The organism is Variovorax sp. CF313 (assembly GCF_000282635.1).
Lineage (GTDB): Bacteria > Pseudomonadota > Gammaproteobacteria > Burkholderiales > Burkholderiaceae_C > Variovorax.
In genome coordinates, this window is the sequence record NZ_AKIW01000108.1 from 25,871 (window position 1) to 49,452 (window position 23,582).

Genomic DNA, 23,582 nt, shown 5'->3' on the forward strand with positions numbered 1-23,582 from the left:
CTGCGCGTGCTCAGGTGGCCGCGGTGGTAATGGTGGTAATCATTCGAGCAACGACCATCGCCTGCGCGGAGGCAGGCGGCATCATGCGAGCCATCAGGGCTGCGTGGGATGCGGGGTGGAAATCGTGGCTCGACATGAAGGCCCGGAGTGTACAGGACCCCAGCCGTGCCCGGCTCAGCGCGCGGCCGACAGCCGCTTTTCGAGCCACACGCTGTAGCGCGAGAGCCCGAAGCACAGCACCCAGTACACAGCCGCGATGAAGAGATAGCCCTCGAGATAGAACGGCCGCCACGTCGGATCACCGCCCAGCGCCAGGCCCAGCGCGCCGGTCAGCTCGAACAGGCCGACCACGGTGACGAGCGAGGTGTCTTTCAGCGTACCGACCACGCTGTTGGTCAGCGCCGGCACCACGAGGCGCAGCGCCTGCGGCAGCACGATGTCGCGCTGCACCGGCCAGCGGCCGAAGCCCAGCGCCATCGCCACTTCGGTCTGCCCGCGCGGTACGGCCTGCAGGCCGCCGCGGATGATCTCGGCCAGGTACGCCGCCACGAACAGCGTGAGCCCCGCGAGCACCCGCACCAGCACGTCGGGCTGCCATCCGGCCGGCCACAGCAGCGGCAACAGGAACGAGGCCATGAACAGCACCGAGATCAGCGGCACGCCGCGCACCAGCTCGATGTAGCTCGCACTCAGCGTGCGCACCACGGGCCAGCCCGAGCGGCGGCCCAGCGCCAGCAACAAGGCCAGCGGAAAGGCCAGCGCCAGCCCCACCACCGCGAGCCCGATGGTCAGCGGCAGGCCGCCCCAGCGGCTCGTCGGTACATGGCTCAGTCCCAGGACGCCGCCACGCATCAGCAGCACGAACAGCAGCAGCGCACCGATCCACAGCGGCACGAGCCACCAGCGCCAGCTCCGCGGCCAGGCGCTGAGCACGGTGACGGCGGACAGCACGACGACCGCGATGGCCGGGCGCCATTGCTCTTCATACGGAAAGCGTCCGAACAGCATCGGCCGCCACTTCTCGGCCACCACACCCCAGCAGGCGCCATGCTGCACGGCCCGGCAGGCCTCGGCGTCGGGCCGGAACACCGCATGCACGATGCCCCACTCGACGGCGTGGAAGCCGCCCCACGCGAGCAGCGCAAGCAGCAGCACCGTCGCCAGTGCCCGCATCGGCGAACCCCAGAGTTCGCTGCGCCACGCAATGGGTTCCTGCGTGGCGCTCCTCATTGCCAGCCTCGCAATGCAACGCGCACGTTGTAGCGGTTCATGCCGAACGAAATCAGCAGTGACAACAGCAGATAGACCGCCATGATGATCGCGATGCACTCGAAGGCCCGGCCATTCGAACCGATGGTGGTGTTGGCCACCGACACCAGCTCCGGATAGCCCACGGCCACAGCAAGCGACGAGTTCTTGGTGAGGCTCAGCAGCTGGTTGGTGAGCGAAGGCACGATCACCCGCAGCGCCTGCGGCAGGATCACGATGCGGAGCTGCTGCACCGGCGACAGGCCCAGCGCCTGCCCCGCGAGCACTTGCCCCTGCGAGACCGACAGGATGCCCGCGCGCACGATCTCCGCCACGAACGCGGCCGAATAAAAGGTCAGGCCCGCCACGATGGTCACGTACTCGGGGCTCAGCGCAGCGCCGCCACTCACACCGAAATCGCCACGCTCGGGAAACTCGAAATGCGTGGGCCACCAGCCGCCCTCGCCTGCCACGGGCCATGGCACGCTGAGCCCCCCTTTGCTGAGCCACACGCCGGGCAGCAACCGAACAGGCTCCGTCGGATCGGGCAGCAGGTTGGCCATCGCGAAGGCCAGCATCAGCAGCTGCACCAGCAGCGGCACGTTGCGCAGCAACTCGACGTATGCGGTGCAGATGCCGCGCAGCAGCACGTGCGGCGCCAGCCGGCCGATGCCGATGAGCGTGCCGAGCACGACCGAGAAGATGGCCGCCGGCACCGCCGCGCGCACCGTGTTGATCAGCCCCGCGAGAAACGCGCGCCAGAACGGCTGGTCCGCGTCGAAGTCCAGCCAGCCTTCGCTGATCGAGAAGCCCGCGGGCTCGGTGAGAAAGTCGAAGCCGGAGCGCACGCCGCGTGCACGCAGCACCTCGAGTGCATGGTGAACCACCCAGACCGCGCCGGCCACGACGGCCAGCACCAGCAGCGCCTGGATGGCCCATGCCAGCCAGACCCCGCGGCGCGAGGCCCTGGCGCTCATCGAACCGGGGGTGCGTAGATCAGGCCGCCCTTGTTCCAGAGGTTGTTGGAGCCGCGCGGCAGCTTGAGCACCGACTTCGGCCCGACATTGCGCTCGAACATCTCGCCGTAGTTGCCCACGGCCTTGATTGCGCGGAACGACCAGTCCTTGTCGAGGCCCAGCAGTTTGCCGAGGTCTTCACCGGTGCCGACCAGGCGCTGCTGCGCCGGATCCTTGCTGCTGGCCTTGAGTTCGTCGGCATTGGCCTGCGTGACGCCGAACTCCTCGGCCTCGATGAGCGCATTGGGCACCCACTTGGCGATGGCGAACCATTCGTCGTCGCCACGGCGCACCAGCGGCGCGAGCGGCTCCTTGGAGATCAGCTCGGGCAGGATGACATAGTCGTCGGGGTTCGGCGCTTCCTTGTTGCGCAGGCCGGCCAGCGCCGAGGCGTCGGTCGTGAAGGCCTGGCAGCGGCCCGAGAAGAAAGCCTTGAACGAAGCCTCGAAGCTTTCGAAGACGACGGTCTTTACCGGGATGTTCTGCGCGCGGAAGTAGTCCGACACGTTCTTCTCGTTGGTGGTGCCCGACTGCGTGCAGATGGTGGCGTTCTTGAGTTGCTTGGCGCTCGTTACCTTGAGCTTCTTCGGCACCAGGAAGCCCTGGCCGTCATAGTAGGTGATGGTGGTGAAGTTGAAGCCCAGCGAGGCGTCGCGCGTGAGCGTCCAGGTCGTGTTGCGCGCGAGGATGTCGATCTCGCCGGCCTGCAGGGCCGAGAAGCGCTGCTGCGAATTGAGCGGCACGAAGTCGACCTTCTTGCCGTCGCCGAGCACGGCGGCCGCGATGGCGCGGCAGGTGTCGACGTCGAGGCCCGACCAGTTGCCCTGGGTGTCCGGTGCGGAGAAGCCCGCCACGCCGTTGGTCACGCCGCACTTGACGGTGCCGCGCTGCTTGACCGCGTCGAGTGTCTTGCCGGCGAAGGCCGGCGCGGCAGCGGCGAGTGCGATGACGGAGGCGGCGGCAAGCAATGCCGGGCGGAAACGATTGTTCATTGGTGTTCTCCTCAACAGTAGGCAAAAGGCAGTGTACGGGCCGACACGAGACTCTGCCAAAGAACCACGGGTTTGATGCATATGCGCGTAGCCCGACGCAAATCCGGTGCCCGAAGACGCTGCGGGTTCACTACCATACGGCCCTCGAATCACTTCAACTGGAATCCACACAAATGGTCAAATCCGACGACACCGGCAAGTTCATCCTGCGCGTCGCGCTTGGCGTCCTGATCCTGCTGCACGGCATCGCCAAGCTCCAGGGCGGCGTCGGCTTCATTTCCGGCATGCTGGCCCAGCACGGGCTGCCGGGCGCGCTGGCTTATCTGGTCTATATCGGGGAAGTGGTGGCGCCCGTGCTGCTGATCATCGGCCTCTACACGCGGCCGGCGGCATGGATCGTCGCGATCAACATGCTCGTGGCTTTCACGCTGGTCCACGCGAAGGACCTGACCTCGCTCGGCAAGCAAGGCGGCTGGGCGCTGGAAACGCAGGGCATGTTCCTGTTCGCGGCGCTCGCCCTCGCCTTCATGGGCGGCGGCCGCTTCGCGCTCAGCAGCAAATACAACTGAGCGGGCTCAATCGTCATCGGCCGCATCGAGGCCCGGAAACAGGACTTCGGTGTAGCCGAAGCGCGAGAAATCGCGCACCCGCATCGGGTACAGCTTGCCCAGCAGATGATCGACTTCATGCTGCACCACGCGCGCATGAAAGCCGGTGGCGACCCGGTCGATCGGGTCGCCGTAGGGGTCGAACCCGGTATAGCGGATGTTGGCGAATCGCGGCACCACGCCGCGCAGGCCCGGCACCGACAGGCATCCTTCCCACCCCTCTTCCTCTTCGTCGTCCAGCGGCGTGATGACGGGATTGAGCAGCACGGTACGCGGCACCGGTGGCGCATCGGGATAGCGGGGATTCACGACATCGGTGCCGAAGATCACCAGCTGCTGGTCCACGCCGATCTGCGGTGCGGCGAGGCCAGCACCGTTGACTGCATGCATGGTTTCGAACATGTCGCGCACCAGCAGGTGCAGTTCGTCGGTGTCGAAGGCGGCGACCGGCTGCGCAACGCGCAGCAGCCGGGGGTCGCCCATTTTCAGGATTTCGCGGATGGCCATGGCGGGATTATCGCGACAGGCCCGCAACCGCCGCGATCAGGGAGGCGTCTGGGTCTTGGAGTCCGGCGAAGTCCACAGGCGCGCATTGCCGCGCGGCGGCGTCGGGATGGAGCCCGGTCCTCCACCGGCAATGGGCGGGCGCGGTGCGACGCCCGGGTGGCCACCGCCCCAGTTGCCTGACGGTCGTCCGACCACGCCGGGACTCGGATAGACAGGGCGCACGGCCGGATAGCCCGGTCGGCCGTAGTACGGACGGTCGTAGTAGTACGGACGCCGCTGCTCGTAGTAGCCGCCACCCTGGATGTAGACCGGCGCGGGCGAAACCACCACGGGCGCGGGCTCGCTGTAGTAAGGCCCCGACGAGTAGCCACCATAGTAGGGATCGGCGGGCACGCCCACGCAGCCGCTCAGCAACGCAACGCCGCCGAGCGCGGCGCAAGCACCAAGAACACGAATTTTTTGCATGAGGGACTCCTTGTGGCCTTCGATTAGTTTTCAACGTCAGGTTGTAGACCCTGTTGACTGCGCTCAGATGAAGTCGCGTAACGGCCGGTAAAGGGCCTGTCCGGCACCTCTGCGGCTTACTCCGCCGGAACACCGTTGGCGAGTATCTCCAGCATACGCGCCTCATCGATGATCTCGACGCCGTTTTCACGCGCCTTGTCGAGCTTGCTCCCGGCCTCTTCGCCGGCCACGAGGTAATGGGTCTTCTTGCTGACCGAGCCGGAAACCTTGGCTCCGGCTGCCTCCAATTTATCCTTCGCTTCGTCGCGGCTCAGCGTAGGAAGCGTGCCGGTGATGACGAAGGTCAGACCCGCCAAAGGCTTCGGCGCCCTGGCGGCGGGCTCGCCCTCCTCCCAGCTCAGTCCGCAGGCGCGCAATTGCTCGACCACTTCGCGGTTGTGCGGCTGATCGAAGAAGGTGCGCAGGCTTTGCGCCACCACCGGACCCACGTCGTTCACCTCGAGCAGTTGCTCCTCGCTCGCGTCCATGATCGCGTCGAGCTTGCCGAAGTGCTTGGCCAGGTCCTTCGCGGTGGTTTCGCCCACGTGGCGGATGCCAAGACCGAACAGGAAGCGCGGCAGCGTGGTCTTCTTCGAGGCCTCGAGCGCGTCGACGAGGTTCTTCGCCGACTTCTCGGCCATGCGATCCAGCCCGGCCAGCGTGGTGAAACCCAGCTTGTAGAGATCAGGCAAGGTGCGGATCAGGTTGGCATCGACCAGTTGCTCGACCAGCTTGTCGCCCAGTCCGTCGACATCCACCGCACGCCGCGCCGCGAAGTGCAGGATGGCTTCCTTGCGCTGCGCCGCGCAGAACAGGCCGCCGCTGCAGCGGTAATCGACCTCGCCCTCCTCGCGCACGGCTTCCGAATCGCACACGGGGCACTTGTGCGGCATGGTGAAGACTGCGCCGCGCTGATCGTCGGGCCTGGCCAGGCTGTCCGGTGCCACGCCGACCACTTCGGGAATCACGTCGCCGGCACGGCGCACGATCACCGTGTCGCCCACGCGCACATCCTTGCGGCGCGCCTCGTCTTCGTTGTGCAGCGTGGCATTCGTCACCGTCACGCCGCCGACGAACACCGGCGCGAGCTTGGCGACCGGTGTGAGCTTGCCGGTGCGGCCGACCTGGATCTCGATGCCGACCACCTCGGTCAGTTGCTCCTGTGCCGGGTACTTGTGGGCCACGGCCCAGCGCGGCTCGCGCGAGACAAAGCCCAGTTGCCGCTGCAGTTCGATGCTGTCGACCTTGTAGACGACGCCGTCGATGTCATAGGGCAAGGCATCGCGCTGGCGGCCGATGTTCTCGTGGAAAGCTATGAGTTCAATCGCACCTGTCGCGCGCGCCGTCTGCCTGGCCACAGGAAAGCCCCAGGCATCGAACTGCTGCAGCCAGTCGAATTGCGTCGGGCAGTCGGGTCCGCCCTCGGCCGCTGGCGTCACCTCGCCCAGCCCGTAGGCAAAGAAGCTCAGGGGCCGCGCCGCGGCAATCGCCGGGTCGAGTTGGCGCACCGCGCCGGCGGCGGCATTGCGCGGGTTGACGAACACCTTCTCGTTCTTTTGCCCATCCGCGATCCTCTGGCGCTGGCGCTCGTTGAGCGCGTCGAAATCGGCGCGCTTCATGTAGACCTCGCCGCGCACCTCGACCACGGGCGGCGCCGTACCGTTGAGGCGCAGCGGAATCTCGCGCACGGTGCGGATGTTCTGCGTGACGTCTTCGCCCACCTCGCCGTCGCCGCGCGTGGCGGCCTGCACCAGCACACCGTTCTCGTAGCGCAGGTTCATGGCAAGGCCGTCGAACTTCAGCTCGCAGACGTAGGCGACCTGCGGTCCGTCCTCGGGCAGACCCAGTTCCTTGCGCACGCGCGCGTCGAAGGCGCTCGCGCCGCCGGGCGTGATGTCGGTCTCGGTGCGGATCGACAGCATCGGCACCCTGTGGCGCACTTTGACGAAACCGTCGAGCACCTTGCCGCCCACTCGCTGTGTCGGCGAATCGGGCGTGCGCAGGTCGGGAAACTCGGTTTCGATGGCCTGAAGGCGCTGGAAGAGCCTGTCGTACTCGGCGTCCGGCAGTTCGGGCGTGTCGAGCACGTAGTAGAGATGGGCGTGGCGGTGGAGCTGTTCGCTCAGTGCGGCGGCTTCGCGTGCCGCTTCGTCGCGCGTCGTCATGGGTGTCTCCCGGAGGTCGGAGTTGTTAGCTGAAGAGGCGCCGTGCCAGCGGCGAGCCCGCAGCGAGGTCGCGCGCATCGAGCGTGTCGTAGAGCTGCTCGAGGTCGGCGCCGATCACGTCCATGGTTTCGTCGCGCAGCAGCTGGCCGTCGCTGTCGGTGACCACGCCGTCCATCTCGCGCGCCAGCGTGGCGGCAGCTTCGCGCATGCGGCGGAACGGCTCTTCGCCGCGGTCGACCTGCGGCACATCGAGGCTCAGGCTGAGTTCGCGGATGGCCGACTGGGCCGGGTCGTCGGCCAGCGCCGCCTGCGTGTCGAAGGCCAGCCCGAGGATCGGCGGCAGGCCGGCTTCGCTGGTGGGCAGCACCATGCGCCCCGGGATGATGCCGGCCACGAAGCCGAGCCGCGCCGCGTTCTGCTGCACATAGCCCGGACTCCAGGCCGCATGCAATGCGCGCAGGACAAAACCCAGCTGCGCGTCGTGCGCGCTGGCGAACTGGTCGAGTTCGCGCGCGCGCGCCACTTCGTCGAGCATCTCGGGAAACTCGGGCGCGCCGTTGACGGCGTCGGCAAAGGCCTGGGCCTTGACCACGAATTCGGAGTACTCGATCTCGTTGAGCGCACCCGTGCGGTTGGCCAGCTGCACGCCGACCTGGAAAGCGCTGTAGCGCTGGCCGGCCACGGGCGGCTCCCACTGGCCAGTGTGTTCGTTCAGGCCTTCGATGGCCACCGGCTTGCTGCCCGCGCGCCGTGTCGGCGGCATGGCGGCGATGGCGGCATCACCCGAGGCGAGGCCGTCGAGCGAGATCGGTGCGATCACGTCGATCAGCGGGTCGAGCCCGCCGCGGCGTTCACCGGTCGCCACGGGCAGGCCGCTGGGCGCCGGCAGATCGGGGTCGAACAGGGGCTCGTGGCGGTCTGCCCCCTGTATCTGGTGCGGATCGGCATGCAGCATGGGCTCCATGCCGCCGCCGCTCTCCGCCAAAGCGCGCTCGGCTTCATCGAGCGCAATGTCGATCGCGTCGGGCTGGCGCGGCGCATTGCGGCGCGACATCAGCGTGTTGTAGGCAACGACGGCCGCGAGAACGAGGCCGCCGAGGATGGTCAGGGCGAGAGTGAGGCTGCTCATGGGTGCCGCTCGGCTTACGCGGCTTCGACCATCGAGACCGCCGACTCCATGTCGACCGCAACGATGCGCGACACGCCCTGTTCCTGCATCGTCACGCCGATCAGCTGCTCGGCCATTTCCATGGCGATCTTGTTGTGGCTGATGAAGAGGAACTGGGTTTCGCGGCTCATGGCTGTCACGAGTTTGGCATAGCGCTCGGTGTTCGCGTCGTCCAGCGGCGCGTCCACTTCGTCGAGCAGGCAGAAAGGGGCCGGGTTGAGCTGGAAGATGGCGAACACGAGCGCAATGGCCGTGAGCGCCTTCTCGCCGCCCGACAGCAGGTGGATGGTCTGGTTCTTCTTGCCCGGGGGCTGCGCCATCACCTGCACACCGGAGTCGAGGATTTCGTCGCCCGTCATCATCAGCTTGGCGTTGCCGCCGCCGAACAGCTCGGGGAACATGCGGCTGAAGTGCTCGTTGACGACCTTGAAGGTGCCGCCCAGCAGGTCGCGCGTTTCGGCGTCGATCTTGCGGATGGCGTCTTCGAGCGTGCCGATGGCCTCGTTCAGGTCGGCCGACTGCGCGTCGAGGAAGGTCTTGCGTTCGCTCGCGATGGCGAGTTCGTCGAGCGCCGCCAGGTTCACCGCGCCGAGCGCGACCACTTCGCGGTTGAGGCGGTCGATTTCGCCTTGCAGGCCCGTGAGCTTGACCTTTTCGGTTTCGATCGACTGCTCGATGGCTTCGAGGTCGGCGCCGGCATCGTCGAGCAGCTGCTGGTACTGCTCGACACCCAAGCGCGCGGCCTGTTCCTTCAACTGGAACTCGGTGATGCGCTGGCGCAGCGGATCGAGCTCGCGTTCGAGCTGCAGGCGGCGCTCGTCGCTCGCGCGCAGCTTGAGCGTGAGGTCGTCGTACTGGCTGCGCGCCGAGCCCAGCGCGGCTTCGCGTTCGAGCTTGAGCGACAGGGCATCCTGCAGGCCGGCCTGCGCAGCGGCATCGGACAGCCGGGCCAGTTCGGCCCGGGCGCGCTCGTCTTCGTCGGTCAGCGCCACGATCTGCTGCGCCGCGGTTTCGATGGAGCGGTTGAGCTCCCCGCGGCGGGCTTCGAGCGTGCGCTGCGAGAAGGTCGCTTCCTGCGCCTGGCGCTCGAGGCTGCGGTGCTGCTCGCGGCTCGCGCTCAGCGCGCGGCCGGCTTCGATCACGCGCTCGTCGAGCTGCGCGTGGCGCTCCTGGCTGTCGGCCAGCTGCATGTCGAGCTCTTCGAACCGACCTTCGGCTGCGATGCGCCTCTCCTGCAGTTCTTCGAGCTGCGCATCGACTTCGCCGAGGTCGGCGGCCAGCTGCTGGCTGCGCGCGCGGGTCTGCTCGGCGAGCTGCGTCATGCGCAGGGTCTCGACCTGCAGTTCGTGCGCGCGCGACTGGGTCTCGGCGGCTTCGCGACGTGCGGTCACGAGGCGCTGTGCGGCATCGGCGTAGGCAGCTTCGGCGCGAACCAAGGCAGTACGCGCTTCTTCGTTGATGAGTGTCTGGGCGCGCAGCTGGCGCTCCAGGTTTTCCATTTCCTGCTGGCGGGCCAGCAGGCCGGCCTGTTCGGAGTCGGGCGCGTAGAAGTTGACGCTGTGCGAGGACACGGCGTGGCCGCTCTGCACGTAGATGACTTCGCCAGGCTGCAGCGCAGCACGCTGGGCCAGCGCTTCCTCGAAGCTCGCGGCGGTGTAGCAGCCATGCAGCCAGCCGTTCAGCAGGGCTTGCTGGCCGGCATCGTTCAGGCGAAGCAGGCTGGACAGGCGCGGCAGCGCGGCCGTGCCTTCGGGCGCTCCGGCGGTGGGCGGGCTGTAGAAGGCAAGCTTGGCGGGCGGCGCGTCGTTGCCGAAGGCGCGCACCATCTCCAGGCGGCTGACTTCGAGCGCACCCAGGCGTTCGCGCAGCGCGGCTTCGAGCGCGTTTTCCCATCCCTGCTCGACGTGGATTCGGCTCCACAGGCCCTGCAGGCCGTCGAGGCCGTGCTTGGCGAGCCAGGGCGCCAGCTTGCCGTCGGTCTTGACCTTTTCCTGCAGCGCGCGCAGCGCTTCGAGGCGGGCCGAAAACTCGGCATGGCGGGCGCCTTCGGTGTTGACGGCCTGCTGCTTCGCGCGGCGGTCGTCGTCGAGTTGCGGCACGGCTTCCTGCAGCTCATGCAGGCGGGCGTCGGCTTCGCTCGCGGCCTCCTGCGCCATCGCGTGCTGCTCCTGCATTTCGAGCAGGCGGGCTTCGTCAGGTGCGGCCAGCGCGTTCTGGTCGGCGCGCAGGCGCTCGCTGCGCTGCGTGAGCTGGCGGCTCTGCTCTTCGATGTTGCGCTGGTCGGCAGCCAGCACCTGGATCTGCTGCTGTACCTGCGACACGGTCGTGCGCTGGGTGTTGGCCTCGTCCTGGGCGCGCTGCACGGCTTCCTCGAGCTCGGGCATGCGCGCGTCGTGCTCTTCGAGCTGGGCGGCCAGCAAAATGGCCTGCTCCTCGGCGTCCACGCCGGCGCCGGCCAGCGTTTCGATCTCGGCCTCGGCCTCTTCGCGGCGGCGGCCCCACTGGCCCATCTGCTCGCGCAGTTGCACCAGGCGCTGCTCCACGCGCTGGCGGCCTTCGACCACGAAGCGGATCTCGCCCTCGAGCCGGCCGACTTCGGCGCTCGCCTCGTAGAGCTTGCCCTGCGCCTGGTTGACCTGGTCGCCGGCGCCGTAGTGGGCCTGGCGCACCGTTTCAAGTTCGGCCTCGATGTGGCGCAGGTCGGCCGTGCGCGATTCGAGGTCGTTGATCGCCTTTTCGGAATCGAACTTGATCCTGGCCTGGTCGGCGTTGCTTTCGCTGCGCTTCAAGAACCACAGCTGGTGCTGCTTCTTCGTAGCGTCGCCTTGCAGCATGTTGTAGCGCGCAGCCACCTCGGCCTGCTTCTCGAGCTTTTCGAGATTGGCGTTGAGCTCGCGAAGAATGTCCTCGACCCGCGTGAGGTTCTCGCGCGTGTCGCCCAGGCGGTTTTCGGTTTCGCGGCGGCGTTCCTTGTACTTGGACACGCCCGCAGCCTCTTCGAGGAACAGGCGCAGCTCTTCGGGCTTCGATTCGATGATCCGGCTGATCGTGCCCTGGCCGATGATGGCGTAGGCACGCGGCCCGAGGCCGGTGCCCAGGAACACGTCCTGCACGTCGCGGCGGCGCACCGGCTGGTTGTTGATGTAGTAGCTGCTGGTGCCGTCGCGCGTGAGCACGCGGCGCACGGCGATTTCGCCGAACTGGTTCCATTGGCCGCCGGCGCGGTGGTCAGCGTTGTCGAACACCAGTTCCACGCTCGAACGGCTGGCCTGCTTGCGGGTGGTCGTGCCGTTGAAGATCACGTCCTGCATCGACTCGCCGCGCAACTCCGACGCACGCGACTCGCCGAGCACCCAGCGCACCGCGTCCATGATGTTCGACTTGCCGCAACCGTTCGGCCCGACGACGCCCACCAGTTGGCCCGGCAGCAGGAAGTTGGTGGGTTCGGCGAACGACTTGAAGCCCGAAAGCTTGATGGAATTAAGACGCACGACTTGTCGGCCTGCTTGGCTCTAGCGCCAAGGTATTGATTTGTAAGGAAAATTGCACGGGCCTGCAGCTTGCAGCAGGCCGCCGCCCCAGCCGTGGATGATAACGTCAGGGCATGAGCGATTCCCTGGTTTCTCCCCTCGCCATGCGACGTACCTGCCTCCTTGGAGGCATCTTGGCGGGCACGGCTGTTCTGCTTGGCCTTGCAGGCTGCTCGTCGACGCGCGACACCCAGCGCGCCGAGCCCTACAGCAGCCACGAATGGATGCAGTCCGGCGCCAACCGCATCGCCAACCTGTCGCTGCGCGACAACCTGCAGTCGGTGCGTCGCGTGCAAAGCACACTCTACAAGCGCAACCCGCGCGAATGGCGCAAGTCGGCAGTCAGCATGGACGAGGCCGCCCAGCGCGCCTGGGACGCCGTGCTCAAGGGCCCGCCCCTGCCCGAATTGAAGGGCGCCACCGGCATCGATGCGATCCGCCTGGCCTTCGATACCGGGCCGCAGGGCTACCAGGGCGACCGCGTCGCGGCGCTGGTGTACGGCTGGGCCACCATGCTCAAGCAGGCCAACGGCGACACCTGGGACCAGACCATGATCGACGGCATCAATGCCGAGAACAGCTTCAGGGCCGCGCGCAACTTCGAGATATCGCTCTGGCTCATTTCCTCCAAGACCGGCCCCGATGGCCAGCCACTGCTGCTGGCCACCGAAATCAGCGACCGCGGCCGCAACCTCGTGGCCGACCGCGAACTGTCGAAGGTCGTGGCGCGGCTCGACCTGCTGGCTGCGCAGGCCGACGAGAAATACCGCCGGGCGGCGCTCGACTTCGGCCAGAACTGGGTGATGGGCGTGGTCATGCCCTTCTTCACGCTGATACCCAAGTGAAAGCGACGGAAGAAGCGGTGAAGGTTTTAGGAAAAATATTTCCTAAAACTTCATTTGCGGTAATATATTTCCGTGAATAAACAGGAACTCATCATCGCCCTGGCCGCTCGCCGCGATGCCGCCGGCATCTCGAATGCTGAAATCGCTCTGCGCTCGGGACTCACCGAGCGCTCCGTGCGCAACGCCCTGAGCCTGCAGGGCAACCCGCAGCTGTCGTCCCTGCTGGCGCTGGTAGATGCGCTGGGTCTCGAACTGCAGCTTGCGCCCAAGGGCTTTGGCGAAACCACGGCCACCGATCCCGGCTATCGCCCCGTGGCCACGCGCGTAGGCCATGCAGTGGCGCAGGCGCCCGGCGCGCCCCTCAACAAGCGCCGTTCGCCGCCATGAACGTCAAGATCCTCGAGATTTCGCTCGGCACACGCCGCTTCGGCAAGCTGTTCCAGTACGCCGACCTGTGCCGCTTCGTCGCGGAGCCCGAGCTGGTCGCCAATCCGCCAGCCGAGGTGCTGTCGCTCTCGATGGTGGCGAGCGACCCCGCGGCCCAGTCGGCACTCTGGAGCGACGTCAAGAACCCGCTGTTCAACGCCCAGGGGGGCCAGCTGCCGGGCTTTTTCCAGAACCTGCTGCCCGAAGGCGTGCTGCGCAGCCATATCGCGCAGCTGCGCGGCTGCCGCGAGAACGATCATTTCGAACTGCTCGCTGCCTGCGGCGGCGACCTGCCCGGCGCAGTGAGTGCCCGGCCCGTGTCGGTGGACCGCGGCACGCTGCAGCGCCTCATCACGCAGGACCAGGATGCGCTGGAGATGTCCGTGGTCGAACTGCCGATGCCGCAAGGCATATCGGTCTCGGGCGTACAGCCCAAGCTGGGCCTGCGCCGCCAGGGCGGGCGGTACGTGGCCCGCACGCGGGCCGGCGCAAGCACCCGGGTGATCGCCAAGCTGCCGGTCGCCGGCCGACCGCACATGCCGCAGCTCGAGATGCTGTCGCTGCAGATGGCCGGCGCGGCGGGCGTCGAGGTTTGCCATGCGGAACTCGCCCCGCTCTCGGCCATTGCCGCGGAGCACAGCTATGCGCTGCCCGACGAGCCCGAATTCCTGGCGGTCACGCGCTTCGACCGCGACGGCGCACGCCGCATCCATTTCGAAGACTTCGCGCAGGTGCTGGCGATCGACCCGATGCGCAAGTACGGCGGCAGCTACCTCGACATGGCGCTCGCGATGCGCGCGTTTCCGTCGCTGGGCGACGAAGCGGTGCTCGAGCTCCTGCGGCGCCTTGCAGTAAACGACCTGCTCGGCAACCCCGACGCGCATCTCAAGAACTTCGGCGTGCTGTACCCCGACGGCGTTGCACCGCGATTCGCGCCGGCCTACGACATCGTCGCGTACGCCGCGCTGCAGGGTGTCGACGGCCACGCGCTGCCGCTATTGCCTGAGCCGGCGGTCCCGGCCCGGCGCACCGCCCTGTTCACGCCCGCCAGCGTACGCGCCTTCTGCTTCTCGACGGGACTGCACGAGCCGCTGGTGCGCCGTGTCGTCGCCGACACCGCGCGGCTGGCCCGCGACAGATGGCCTGCAATGATCGACGCCTCGGCGCTGCCGGCGCCGTGGAAGAAGCGGCTGCAGCAGCGCTTGCAGGCACATCCCTTGCTGCAAGCCATGGCAAAACGCGGCCGGTAGAAAAACTGGCCCCTAGAATGAATCCGCCCTCCACCCCTCAACCCATTCGAGGCAGCAGCAACTCATGAGCTCCATCAATTTCATCGGCGGCGAAAAAGGCGGTGTCGGCAAGTCTGTCACGGCGCGCGTGCTGGCGCAGTATTTCATCGACCACAGCCGCCCTTTCACGGGCTTTGACACCGACCGCTCGCACAGTTCGTTCACCCGCTTCTACGAAGGCTTCGCCTCGCAGGTGGTGGTCGACAGCTTCGAAGGGCTCGACACGGTCGTCAACGGCTTCGAGACCAACCCGCAGCAGAGCGTGATCGTCGACCTTGCCGCGCAAACGCTGGCACCGCTGTCGCGCTGGATCAAGGAGTCGGACCTGTTCGACGTGTTCGCCGACATCGGTGTCACCGTCAACTTCTGGCACGTGCTGGACGACGGCAAGGACTCGACCGACCTGCTCGGCGCACTCATCGACACCTTCGGCAACCGGCCCAACTACATCGTGGTGCAGAACTACGGCCGCGGCAGCGACTTCGGGATGCTGCTGGCCTCGCAATCGCTCTCGAAGGCGACGGCGAACGGCGCACGCGTGATCACCCTGCCCCGCCTGCACGACGCGAGCATGCGCAAGATCGATGCGCAGAACACGAGCTTCTGGAAGGCCGTGAACGACCGCGAAGGCCCGCATGCGCTGGGGTTGCTGGAACGGCAGCGCGTGAAGTCTTGGCTGGCTACGGCCTACGCGGCGTTCGACACCTTGCCGTTGTAAAAGAAATCCCGGCGGCAGATCTTCAGATCATCCCGCCGTTGATCGAGATCACCTGGCCCGTGATGTAGGCCGCCTCGTCACTCGCCAGGAAGGCGGCCAGCGCAGCCACTTCCTGGGGCGTCCCCGCGCGCTTCACCGGCACCATCTGGTTGATGACCGCGGGATCGAACACCGCATCCGCCATCGGCGATGCAATGATTCCGGGTGCAATCGCGTTCACTGTCACGCCGCGCGATGCCACTTCGAGCGACAGCGCCTTGGTCGCGCTGTTCAGCGCGCCCTTGGCCGCGGCGTAGTTGACCTGCCCCCGGTTGCCCGCAATCGCGGCCACGGAAGAGATATTCAGGATGCGCCCCCACCGCGTGCGCATCATGGGCAGAAGCAGCGGCTGCGTGACGCGGAAGAAACCGTTAAGCGATACGTCGATCACCTTGTGCCACTGCTCGGCGCGCATGCCCGGCAGCACGGCGTCGTCGTGCACGCCGGCGTTATTGACGAGGATCTGGACCGCCCCGCCTTCCAGGATGCGCGCGCACGCCGCCGCCGAGGCTTCGTCGCTGCACAGGTCGAACACGTGGCACTCCGCCTTGCCGCCCGCCGCCGTGATCGATGCGGCCAGTTGCTCGACCGCCTCGGGTCGCGAATTGGCGTGCAGCAGGACCGTGGCGCCGTCCCGCGCAAGGCGTTCGGCCATGGCGGCGCCAAGTGCGCCGCTGGCGCCGGTGATCAGCGCGCGTTTTCCTTCGAGACTCATGGCGATGTCATGCTTTCTGCAGCAAGCGGTGTGTTCAGGACCACCACGGCGCGGCCTTCGGCCAGCATGCGGCCATCGTCCGCCTTCACCGTGAATTCGTAGAGGATCTGGCGGTCGTCGCCCGACAGGCGCCGGGCTCCCACCTGCAACGCGCCGGGCACGTCGTCGAGGCGCGCCACCGCCAGCTTCACGTTGCGCGCGCTCGCCAGGAAACCCGCCGACGGCGTGCTGCCCTCGGCAGCCAGCAGGCCGCCATGCAGCGCCATGGCCTGCGCCGCGTATTCGATGGCATTGGGCGCGAGCAGTCCGCTCTCGGTGCGCAGCGGGTTGTCGGCCTGTGCGTGCGTGGTGGTGCTGCAGCGAATGGCCTCGGCGTCCCAGCTCTCCAGCCGCTCCAGCAGGCACATGCTGCCGCTGTGCGGAATGCGCTGCGCAATGCCGGCACGGTCGAGCGTCTGCGGCACCGTCATGCGGCCCCTTCCAGGTCGGCCACCAGCAGCACGTTGGCGAAGGGCGTGCCCGCGCTCATCGGGATGCTTTGCACGCGAAAGCCCAGGCGCCGCAGCAGCGCCGTCCAGTCGGCCAGCGGCCGGCCCCAGGTCGGCGAGACCTTGTGGCCGCGGATGCGCGTGACGGTGCGATCGACCCACTGGCTGATCGCGAAGCCGCGGCGGCTCGACGCGTCGCCCACGCGCAGCAGCAGCCGCGCCTGCGGGTTGGCGCCACGTCGCAGCGCGTCGCGCACGCGCAGCAGTACGCCTTCCTGCGCTTCAAGGTTCACGTAGTGCAGCACGTCGAGGATCACGACAAGGTCGCAGTCCGGCAAGGCGGCCGAGCACATGTCGGCGCAGACCAGCTTCGGCGCAGGCTGCAGATGGCCGATGGAGGCCTCGGCGCGCGCCACGTCCTTCGGCATCAGCTCGATGCCGGTGTAGTCTGCGCCGTGCGTGGTGGCGTGCCATGACGACGGCCAGCGGCCCTGCTTCTGCATCGTGCTCATCGACGCCAGCAGGCTTGCGAACAGGCCCTGGCCGCAGCCGATGTCGACCACGCGGCTGTGCTGCGCGCCGACCAGCCGATGTTCGAGCAAGCCGCGAAACACCGGATCGCGACCCAGCTTGCCGCGTGCGAAGTGCCAGGCGAAGCTGCCGCCCTTCTGGTAGGGAACGGTCGCGGCCTCGTGCAGCTCGCGCCAGGCGTTGTCGGTCGACGACGAGGGCATCACCGCGCTCATGCTTTCAGCCCTTCGGGCAAGGTAACAGCGCGCAATCCATCGGCGCGCAGACGTTCGAGCAACAAGGGCAATACCTCCAGCAAAACGGGTTGTCCTTTGGCGGTGCGCGCGGCATTGCCGTCGTGCAGCAACAGGATGTCGCGCGCCTGCAGGTTGTGGCTCAGGCGCGCCATCACCTTGGCGGCGTCGCCTTCGCGCGTGTCGAAGCCGCGCCGCGTCCAGCTCACGAGCGAGAGGCCGAGGCGGTGCAGCACGGGTTCGAGGAAGGGGTTGCGCAGGCCGGCCGGCGCGCGGAAACAGGTCGGGCGCTGGCCGACGGTGTCGGCGAGGATGTCCTGCGCCCGCGCAATTTCGGCTGCAAAGCCGCGCGGCCCGAGAAAAGAGAAGTTGTGCCGGTGCTGCGCCGTGTGGTTCTGGATGCTGTGGCCGCGCGCGACGATCTCGCGCGCCAGTTCAGGATGCGCCAGCACCCGCTCGGCGATGCAGAAGAACGTGGCGCGCTGGCCGTGCACATCGAGCAGGTCAAGCACTTGCGGTGTCACCTCGGGCTCCGGCCCGTCGTCGATGGTGATCGCCACTTCGCGGCGCGCGGCAGCTGCTTCGGGCAGCCGCGTGACGTTGGGGCCGAGCAGGCTGCTGCGCGGCGTGAGGCCGGCGCCGGTGATCAACGCATGGTTCAGCACGATCGCGCCGATGGCCCACGGCAACGCGCCCGGCACCAGCACGCCCGCGCCGATGGCCGCGACGTGCCATGCCGCGCTGGCGCGAATGGCCGGCGGCCAGGGCCAGGATTCTTTGGACGCAGGAACGGAAGACATGGGGGCCGATTTTCCCATCAGGGGCGCGCCGCTTTCGCAGGCGCCACACTCCGCGCAAACGCCGCCGACAGCAGCAGCGCCAGCAGCGCGCCCGGCGCAACCACGCGACCGATGGACGACAACGCCGGGATGTCCGAAATCGCGATCAGACCGAACGACACCACCGTCGTCAGATTGGCCAGCATCAGCGACGCCAGCGTGTCTTCGTCGGCCCGCCCGGTCGTGCGCAGCTGGTCGAAGAACAGCGCGTAGTTCGACCCCACCGCCACGATCAGCAGCAGCCCCACCAGATGCAGGATGCCGAGCGCCGCCTGCAGCAAGGCCATGCCGCCGAGCGTGAGCACCACCGCGAACAGCAGCGGCTGGCACACGGCGAGCAGCCGGCGCCACGAACGCAGGTAGATGCCGAGCAGCACCACCACCGCCAGCGCGCCGAGCAGCACCTGCACGAAGGCCTCGTGCAGGTAGCGCTGGTACAGGCCCGCGAGTTCGCGGCCGACGTCGACCACCTGCACTTCGGGCAGGCCGGCCAAGGCTGCTTCGAGGCGGCCCTGGTCGAACTTGGCGCCGGGGTGCAGCACGACCAGCGTGCCCCATCCGCCGCCCGGACGCTGATACATGAGCGTGTTCAGGATCGAACCGAGCGGCCCACCGGCCAGTTCGGCGCGCTCCACCGGCGGCAGCTTGCGTGCCGCCTCGATGTCGGCCAGGAACGGCCCCAGGCGCGAAGCCGGCAGCGGCATCCCCTTGGTCGCCTCGGCCAGATTGGCGCGCAGCGTTTCGGCGTTCGGCAGGCTCGCGATGCGCGCCGTCTGCACCGCCACGCTCGGCAGCACGCGCGTCACGGTTTCGTAGCCGACGAGTTCGCCCTGCTCCACCAGCGCATCGAGCCGCGCCGCGGCCGCCTCGGTGTTGCGCAGGGCGGCCTGTTCGTCGTCGCCGTAGGCAACCACCAGCACGCCGCCATCGCTCGCGCCGATGTCGTTGCGCAGCATCTCGTCGAGCTGCTGGGCCGCCTTGGGCACCGGACTCATCGCGCCCAGGTCGGCGCGCCACAGGTGACCGCCCTGCCACAGCACCAGCGCCAGCGCGGCCACGCCCAGCGCCGCCAGCGGCCAGCGCAGGCGCGGCAGGCCGCGCACCAGCGCGCCGGCCATTTGCGCCATGTACCTGCGCATGCCCATGCCGGTGGCGCCATCGGGCGCCAGCACCGGCAGCACGTAGCGCGTGGCCAGCGCGGCCGCGACGAGGCCGGCGATGGAGAAGACGCCCAGCTGCGCCAGTCCCGGAAAGCCCGAGAACACCAGCGCCGCAAAGCCGCACACCGAGGTCAGCAGGCCGAGCCGCACGGTCGGCCAGTTCAGGTCGCGCCAGCGCTGCCAGCCGGTGCCGGCCACGGCCGCGCCCCGCGCCTGAATGAGGTAGTAGATGGCGTAGTCGACCGTCTCGCCGATCAGCGTGCTGCCGAAGCCCAGCGTGAGGCCGTGCACCGAACCGAACACGAGGCTCACGCTCGCCGTGCCGATCACCACGCCCGTGGCCACGGGCAGGAAGGCGATGACCAGCGCACGCGGCGAGGCGAACGCCAGCAACAGCAGCCCCCCCATGACGATGCCGCCCACCACCGCGAGATGGATCGCTTCGGTCTTGATCTTGTCGCGGCTCATCACCGAGAACACCGGCGGCCCGCTCAGCAGCAGCTTGGGTGCCGTTGCGCCCATGCCGCGCGTCGCGGCCTCGTAGGCGGCGTGCACGCGTGCGATGGCCACGGCCTGCGCGTCGAGGTCGCTGCCGGCGGCGCGCGTGGTGGCGATCATCAGCGCGCGCGGCGCGGCGCGCGACATCCAGACGCCGTCTTCACTGCGCGGCGCGCTGGCGGGCACCAGCTCCATCGCAATGCGCTGTGTCTCGCCGGTCGGGTCGCGGTCGAGAAACGGCTTGATCACGTTGCCGGCCGGCGTGCCAAGCATCGACAGGGTTTCGTTGATGGCGTCGCGCAGACCCTCGGCGGTGAACTGCCCGGGCACTACGCCTGGCGACAGCTGGTAGCGGTGCTGCAGCACCCAGGCTCCCGCCTCGCTCCAGTCGCCGACGTCGCCGTTCTGGACCAGATCGAACAGCTTGCTCTCGCGCATGTCTTTGGCGACAGCACGCGACGCGGCGGCACGCTGCTCGGTGCTGCCGCCCTCGATGCCCAGCATCAGCGTGCGCGAGGCGACGCCGCTTTGAAGCTGCTCGATCAGCACGCGCTGGCGCACGTCCGGGCTCTTGGGAAGGAAGGCGGAAAGATCCGCGCCGATCTGCGTGCGCGCAATGACGATGGCACCGCACAGCAGCACCAGCAGCCACGCCAGCAGCACGACCGCTCTGCGCCGCCAGCCCGGCGGACCGCCTGCCTGCTGTTGCGGCATCACGGCGTGGTGCGTCCGGGCGCGCTGGATGGAGCCGCGTTGCCCGGTGTGATGTTCATGACCGAGCGGTCACCGCCGACGAACTCCATCTCGAGCCCCTGCACGTCGCTCGCGCGGCCGCTGATGCGCATGCTGCGCACCTGCGCGGCCAATCGGCTGTCCATCGGGACGAGGTCGAGCGTCCACTTGGCAGCCGAGCCCGACACGGTGCTGCGGAAATAGCGCTGCAGCGTGGCGCCGTCGCCGGTGAGGGTGCCGCGCATGGCCTCGACCAGGCCGAGCAGCTCGGGCATGCTGTCCAGCGCCAGCGTGCGGGTGCGGCCTCCGCGCGAAAGCGTCAGCGTGTTGCCCTCGACAGCCATGGTCTCGATGCGCGGCGACAGCGTGCGGCGCACCAGCTTGTCGGGTGCGTCGAAGCTCAGCGTGCCGCTGGCGTCGAGCGGGCCTTCGAGGCCGTGCACGAAGCGTTGTTCGGTGAAGCGGGCCCCCCCGCTCTTCTGCTTGGCCAGCAGCGTCATCAGCTCGGGCAGGTCGAACGCCGCCCAGGCCGGCACGGCGCAGAAGGCCAGCGCGAGCACGCATGCCCTGCAAAGCCAGTCAAGCCGCATCTTCGAGCCAGAAATCATGGAAATTGAACCAGTTGTAGGGATACGCGCGGCACAGCGCTTCCAGGCGTGCCACATAGGCTTCGACGGCCGCGCGGATGCGCATTTCGCGCTCCGCGGGGCTGCAGACCGCCTCGCCGAAGTCGGCCAGCGGGTCGAACCGGACATCGTAGCGGGCACCACCGCCGTAGAGCCCGGCCATGAAGAACACCTTGCGGCGCAGCAGAGCCGCCAGCCGGAAGGGTCCGTCGTTGAAAACCGCCGGCTGCCCGAGGAATGGCAGCACGATGTTGTTGCCGCGCTGGTGCGCGGGCTGGTCTTCGCTGCCCGGCAGCGTACGGTCGGCCAGCATGCCGCCCAGGCCGCCGCCGTCGAGCCAGTCGCGCAGTTCGAGCATCGAATGCGGCCGGCCCAGCGCGATGACGTGCGGCCGCAGTTCAGGCACCGCAATGGCGTTGAGGATGGCCGTGATGCGCTGCGCGTTGTCCGGGTACATCAGCATCGCCAGGCGCAGGTTGCGCTGGTGCGTCTGCTGCTTGCAGGCGCCCAGCGCCTCGAAGCTGCCGACGTGGGCGCCGAGCAGGAAGGCGCCCCGCCCTTGTGCGATCTCCGACTCGATCGACACGTTGCCCTCGATGCTGACCTTGAACAGGTCCATGCGCCCGCGCAGGAAGTAGACGCGGTCGAGCACTGTCGACGCGAAGGCGTACAGCAGGCGGAAACCGTCGACCCAACCCGCCTGCGGGCCGATGGCCCTGAACAGATAGCGCTTGATGTGCCGGCGCTGCGCCGGTGCGAACAGCAGGAAGTAGAGCGCGATGGGCGGCAGCAGCAGGCGCGTGACGTGGCGCCCGCACACCAGCGCCATCCCGACGATGAAACGCAGCGCAAGCATGTTGCTGCGCTCTGGCGCATGCGCCCAGCCCCCACTTTCACCGCGCTCGCCATTCGGGGCCGCCTCCCCTGCCCGGGCAGCCTCTTTCAAGGCGCGCGCTTCAACGTCGGCGTGTTTCATCACGCGGACTCTTGCACGGCCGTCCAGCGGCCGGTGACGGCCACCACGCCGTCGCAGCGAACGTCGAAACGTACGCCGCGGCCGGGTCCGGCCTCCGGGTGCAATTCGATCGATAGCGCGGCGCCCGGTCGCACCGGCGACAGGAACTTCGCCGCGGCGAGCGTGGGATGTGCGCCCAGCCGCGCCACCAGGGCCGGCACGCGCCGGATCGACTCCATGACCTCGGCCAGCACCAGCGCGCCAGGCAGCAGGGGCTGGCCGGGAAAATGGCCGGCGAATACGGGGTGATCCGCCGGCACCATGTGCGCCATCTGCACTGGTGTGTCATCTTCGGCGAGTTGCGCCAGCGCGAATTCGCGCAGCGCACGCACTGTGAGCTTGCCCGTGCCTTCGCGTGGGAACGCCTTGACCTGCACCACCCTGCGCGGCACGAACACGGGTTCGAGCCGCTGCCGCAGGGCCGCGATGATGTCGCCCGCCGAGAGCTCGGGCGCGACCACGAAGGCCACCGGCCGCACGACCCCGTCGGCCACCTCATCGGGCAGCCAGAAGGCGCCGTCGTCCACGCCGGGGATGCTGTTGAGATGAAAGTTCAGGTGCGCCAGCGAGCTGCGCCGGCCCGCCACGTGGATCAGGTCATTGGCGCGGCCGAACAGGCGGAAGCGGCGTTCGTCCAGCAGTTCGAGCACGTCGGCCATCGGCGTGGGCTCGGGCATGAAGTCGCCGCTGAAGATGAAGCGCTCGGGGCCGCCGTCGGCCGCGGGCTCGGCGTGCACGCGAATCTCGCCGAAGGTCTCCCAGATTTCACTGTCGGTGGTGCGGCGCGTGGCAACCTGGCCCGACTCGGTGCTGCCGTAGATTTCGAGCAGCACGCCACCCATGGCCTGCTCGGCCTGCTGCGCAAGCTGCGGCGACAGCGGCGCGGTGGCCGACAAAATAAGGTCGACCGGCGGCAGCTCGATCCCCGAGAGCAGCAATGTCTTGAGATGGAACGGCGTGGTGACCAGCGCGCGGGGCCGCGGCACCGAGGCCAGAGTTTTCGCGACATCAGCCGGAAAGAACGGCCGGCCGCTTTCGAATGCTGCGCCGCCGAGCATTGCGAGCAGCACCGACGATTCGAGCCCGTAGCTGTGCTGCACTGGCACGGTAGCGACCAGCGTGAGGCCTTCGAGCGAGGGACGCTCCAGCACCCGGCACAGGCGCTTGACGGCCACCGCCACGTCGCCCACCAGCGTGCGCCAGGTCTTGGCGTGCGGTTGCGGCACGCCGGTCGAGCCCGAGGTGAGCAGGCTGGCTGCGTGCATGGCCGCGTCGATCGCGGGCACCGCGCCATCGGCATCGGCACCGTCGCCAGGACTCGCGCGGTTTTCGAACAGCACGCGCTGCATGCCCGGGGCCTGCAGCTTCGGGTCATCGGTGAGCGCAAAAAGATGCGGGCCGCCGGATTCGAGCAGGCGCGCGAGCGTGTCGGGCCGCGCGTCGGGCGGCAGCAGGCTGGCATGGCCGCGCACCAGCGCCGCGCCCAGGCTCACGGCGAAGGCGTATCGGTCAGCACAGAGATTGACGGCCGGCCCCTCGCCCGGAAGCCCAGGTGCGAAGCGGGCCACGTCGGCCAGGAACTGCCGCGCGCTCACGGGGACACCGGCGCGCCAGGCCAGGGGGGCGTCGGGGTCTCGGTTCGCGAGCAGTGGCAGGAAGCGAAGGTCTGTCGTCACGCTGGCAGCGCCTG

21 protein-coding genes are annotated in these 23,582 nt (G+C 68.3%); 5 read left to right on the forward strand and 16 right to left on the reverse strand.

Going from position 1 to position 23,582, the window contains the following annotated elements:
- Positions 1-174 precede the first annotated feature (174 nt).
- Genes PMI12_RS24395 through PMI12_RS24405 form a run of 3 tightly spaced genes read right to left on the reverse strand, consistent with a single transcriptional unit; the run spans position 175 to position 3,256 of the window.
- A complete protein-coding gene (locus tag PMI12_RS24395) occupies positions 175-1,230 on the reverse strand; it encodes an amino acid ABC transporter permease (protein ID WP_007837825.1) in 1,056 nt (351 codons plus the stop codon).
- Positions 1,227-2,225, reverse strand: coding sequence for an amino acid ABC transporter permease (locus PMI12_RS24400; RefSeq protein WP_007837826.1), 999 nt, complete (start codon positions 2,223-2,225; stop codon positions 1,227-1,229). Before PMI12_RS24400 ends, PMI12_RS24395 begins: the two co-directional genes overlap by 4 nt.
- On the reverse strand, positions 2,222-3,256 hold the full coding sequence (locus tag PMI12_RS24405) for an amino acid ABC transporter substrate-binding protein (RefSeq protein ID WP_007837828.1): 1,035 nt from the start codon (positions 3,254-3,256) through the stop codon (positions 2,222-2,224). The genes PMI12_RS24400 and PMI12_RS24405 overlap by 4 nt, the downstream gene beginning before the upstream one ends.
- 173 nt (positions 3,257-3,429) lie before the next feature.
- On the opposite strand from PMI12_RS24405, the gene PMI12_RS24410 reads away from it, so the two are divergent.
- On the forward strand, positions 3,430-3,825 hold the full coding sequence (locus tag PMI12_RS24410) for a DoxX family protein (protein ID WP_007837829.1): 396 nt from the start codon (positions 3,430-3,432) through the stop codon (positions 3,823-3,825).
- A 6-nt stretch (positions 3,826-3,831) separates the two neighbouring features.
- On the opposite strand, the gene def is transcribed toward PMI12_RS24410, so the two are convergent.
- From def to smc, 5 genes are all read right to left on the reverse strand, one after another.
- Positions 3,832-4,371: a peptide deformylase gene (gene def, locus PMI12_RS24415; protein WP_007837830.1), complete on the reverse strand. Its 540-nt coding sequence runs from the start codon at positions 4,369-4,371 to the stop codon at positions 3,832-3,834.
- Between the two features lie 36 nt (positions 4,372-4,407).
- Entirely contained in the window at positions 4,408-4,836 is a 429-nt protein-coding gene (locus PMI12_RS24420; RefSeq protein WP_007837832.1) for a hypothetical protein, read from the reverse strand.
- Positions 4,837-4,952: 116 nt separating this feature from the next.
- Positions 4,953-7,040: an NAD-dependent DNA ligase LigA gene (gene ligA, locus PMI12_RS24425; RefSeq protein WP_007837836.1), complete on the reverse strand. Its 2,088-nt coding sequence runs from the start codon at positions 7,038-7,040 to the stop codon at positions 4,953-4,955.
- 25 nt (positions 7,041-7,065) lie between these two features.
- On the reverse strand, positions 7,066-8,169 hold the full coding sequence (locus PMI12_RS24430) for a cell division protein ZipA C-terminal FtsZ-binding domain-containing protein (RefSeq protein WP_007837837.1): 1,104 nt from the start codon (positions 8,167-8,169) through the stop codon (positions 7,066-7,068).
- A 14-nt stretch (positions 8,170-8,183) separates the two neighbouring features.
- Positions 8,184-11,699, reverse strand: coding sequence for a chromosome segregation protein SMC (gene smc / locus PMI12_RS24435; protein ID WP_007837838.1), 3,516 nt, complete (start codon positions 11,697-11,699; stop codon positions 8,184-8,186).
- A gap of 113 nt (positions 11,700-11,812) precedes the next feature.
- On the opposite strand from smc, the gene PMI12_RS24440 reads away from it, so the two are divergent.
- The 4 genes from PMI12_RS24440 (at position 11,813) to PMI12_RS24455 (ending at position 15,016) form a co-directional block, all read left to right on the forward strand.
- A complete protein-coding gene (locus tag PMI12_RS24440; RefSeq protein ID WP_042674209.1) occupies positions 11,813-12,583 on the forward strand; it encodes a hypothetical protein in 771 nt (256 codons plus the stop codon).
- Between the two features lie 72 nt (positions 12,584-12,655).
- Complete coding sequence (locus PMI12_RS24445; protein ID WP_007837842.1) at positions 12,656-12,970, forward strand: helix-turn-helix domain-containing protein; 315 nt, start codon at positions 12,656-12,658, stop codon at positions 12,968-12,970.
- Complete coding sequence (locus tag PMI12_RS24450) at positions 12,967-14,259, forward strand: type II toxin-antitoxin system HipA family toxin (protein ID WP_007837843.1); 1,293 nt, start codon at positions 12,967-12,969, stop codon at positions 14,257-14,259. Before PMI12_RS24445 ends, PMI12_RS24450 begins: the two co-directional genes overlap by 4 nt.
- A 64-nt stretch (positions 14,260-14,323) precedes the next feature.
- Positions 14,324-15,016: a hypothetical protein gene (locus tag PMI12_RS24455; RefSeq protein ID WP_007837844.1), complete on the forward strand. Its 693-nt coding sequence runs from the start codon at positions 14,324-14,326 to the stop codon at positions 15,014-15,016.
- A 22-nt stretch (positions 15,017-15,038) separates the two neighbouring features.
- Here the strand turns inward: PMI12_RS24455 and fabG are convergent, their stop codons facing one another.
- Genes fabG through PMI12_RS24495 form a run of 8 tightly spaced genes read right to left on the reverse strand, consistent with a single transcriptional unit; the run spans position 15,039 to position 23,568 of the window.
- Positions 15,039-15,770, reverse strand: coding sequence for a 3-oxoacyl-ACP reductase FabG (gene fabG, locus PMI12_RS24460; RefSeq protein ID WP_007837845.1), 732 nt, complete (start codon positions 15,768-15,770; stop codon positions 15,039-15,041).
- The gene (locus tag PMI12_RS24465; RefSeq protein WP_007837846.1) at positions 15,767-16,240 is read right to left on the reverse strand and encodes a hypothetical protein; all 474 of its coding nucleotides are present in this window, start codon (positions 16,238-16,240) and stop codon (positions 15,767-15,769) included. Before PMI12_RS24465 ends, fabG begins: the two co-directional genes overlap by 4 nt.
- Positions 16,237-17,004: a class I SAM-dependent methyltransferase gene (locus PMI12_RS24470; RefSeq protein ID WP_007837847.1), complete on the reverse strand. Its 768-nt coding sequence runs from the start codon at positions 17,002-17,004 to the stop codon at positions 16,237-16,239. Before PMI12_RS24470 ends, PMI12_RS24465 begins: the two co-directional genes overlap by 4 nt.
- On the reverse strand, positions 17,001-17,840 hold the full coding sequence (locus tag PMI12_RS24475) for a polysaccharide deacetylase family protein (protein ID WP_007837848.1): 840 nt from the start codon (positions 17,838-17,840) through the stop codon (positions 17,001-17,003). Before PMI12_RS24475 ends, PMI12_RS24470 begins: the two co-directional genes overlap by 4 nt.
- The gene (locus tag PMI12_RS24480) at positions 17,840-20,233 is read right to left on the reverse strand and encodes an MMPL family transporter (protein ID WP_007837849.1); all 2,394 of its coding nucleotides are present in this window, start codon (positions 20,231-20,233) and stop codon (positions 17,840-17,842) included. The genes PMI12_RS24475 and PMI12_RS24480 overlap by 1 nt, the downstream gene beginning before the upstream one ends.
- A complete protein-coding gene (locus PMI12_RS24485) occupies positions 20,233-20,859 on the reverse strand; it encodes a LolA-related protein (RefSeq protein ID WP_042674213.1) in 627 nt (208 codons plus the stop codon). The genes PMI12_RS24480 and PMI12_RS24485 overlap by 1 nt, the downstream gene beginning before the upstream one ends.
- A complete protein-coding gene (locus tag PMI12_RS24490) occupies positions 20,831-21,853 on the reverse strand; it encodes a hypothetical protein (RefSeq protein WP_007837853.1) in 1,023 nt (340 codons plus the stop codon). The genes PMI12_RS24485 and PMI12_RS24490 overlap by 29 nt, the downstream gene beginning before the upstream one ends.
- Positions 21,853-23,568 carry an AMP-binding protein gene (locus PMI12_RS24495; RefSeq protein WP_007837854.1) on the reverse strand — a complete coding sequence of 572 codons (1,716 nt, stop codon included), beginning with the start codon at positions 23,566-23,568 and terminating at the stop codon, positions 21,853-21,855. The genes PMI12_RS24490 and PMI12_RS24495 overlap by 1 nt, the downstream gene beginning before the upstream one ends.
- Between the last annotated feature and the right edge of the window lie 14 nt (positions 23,569-23,582).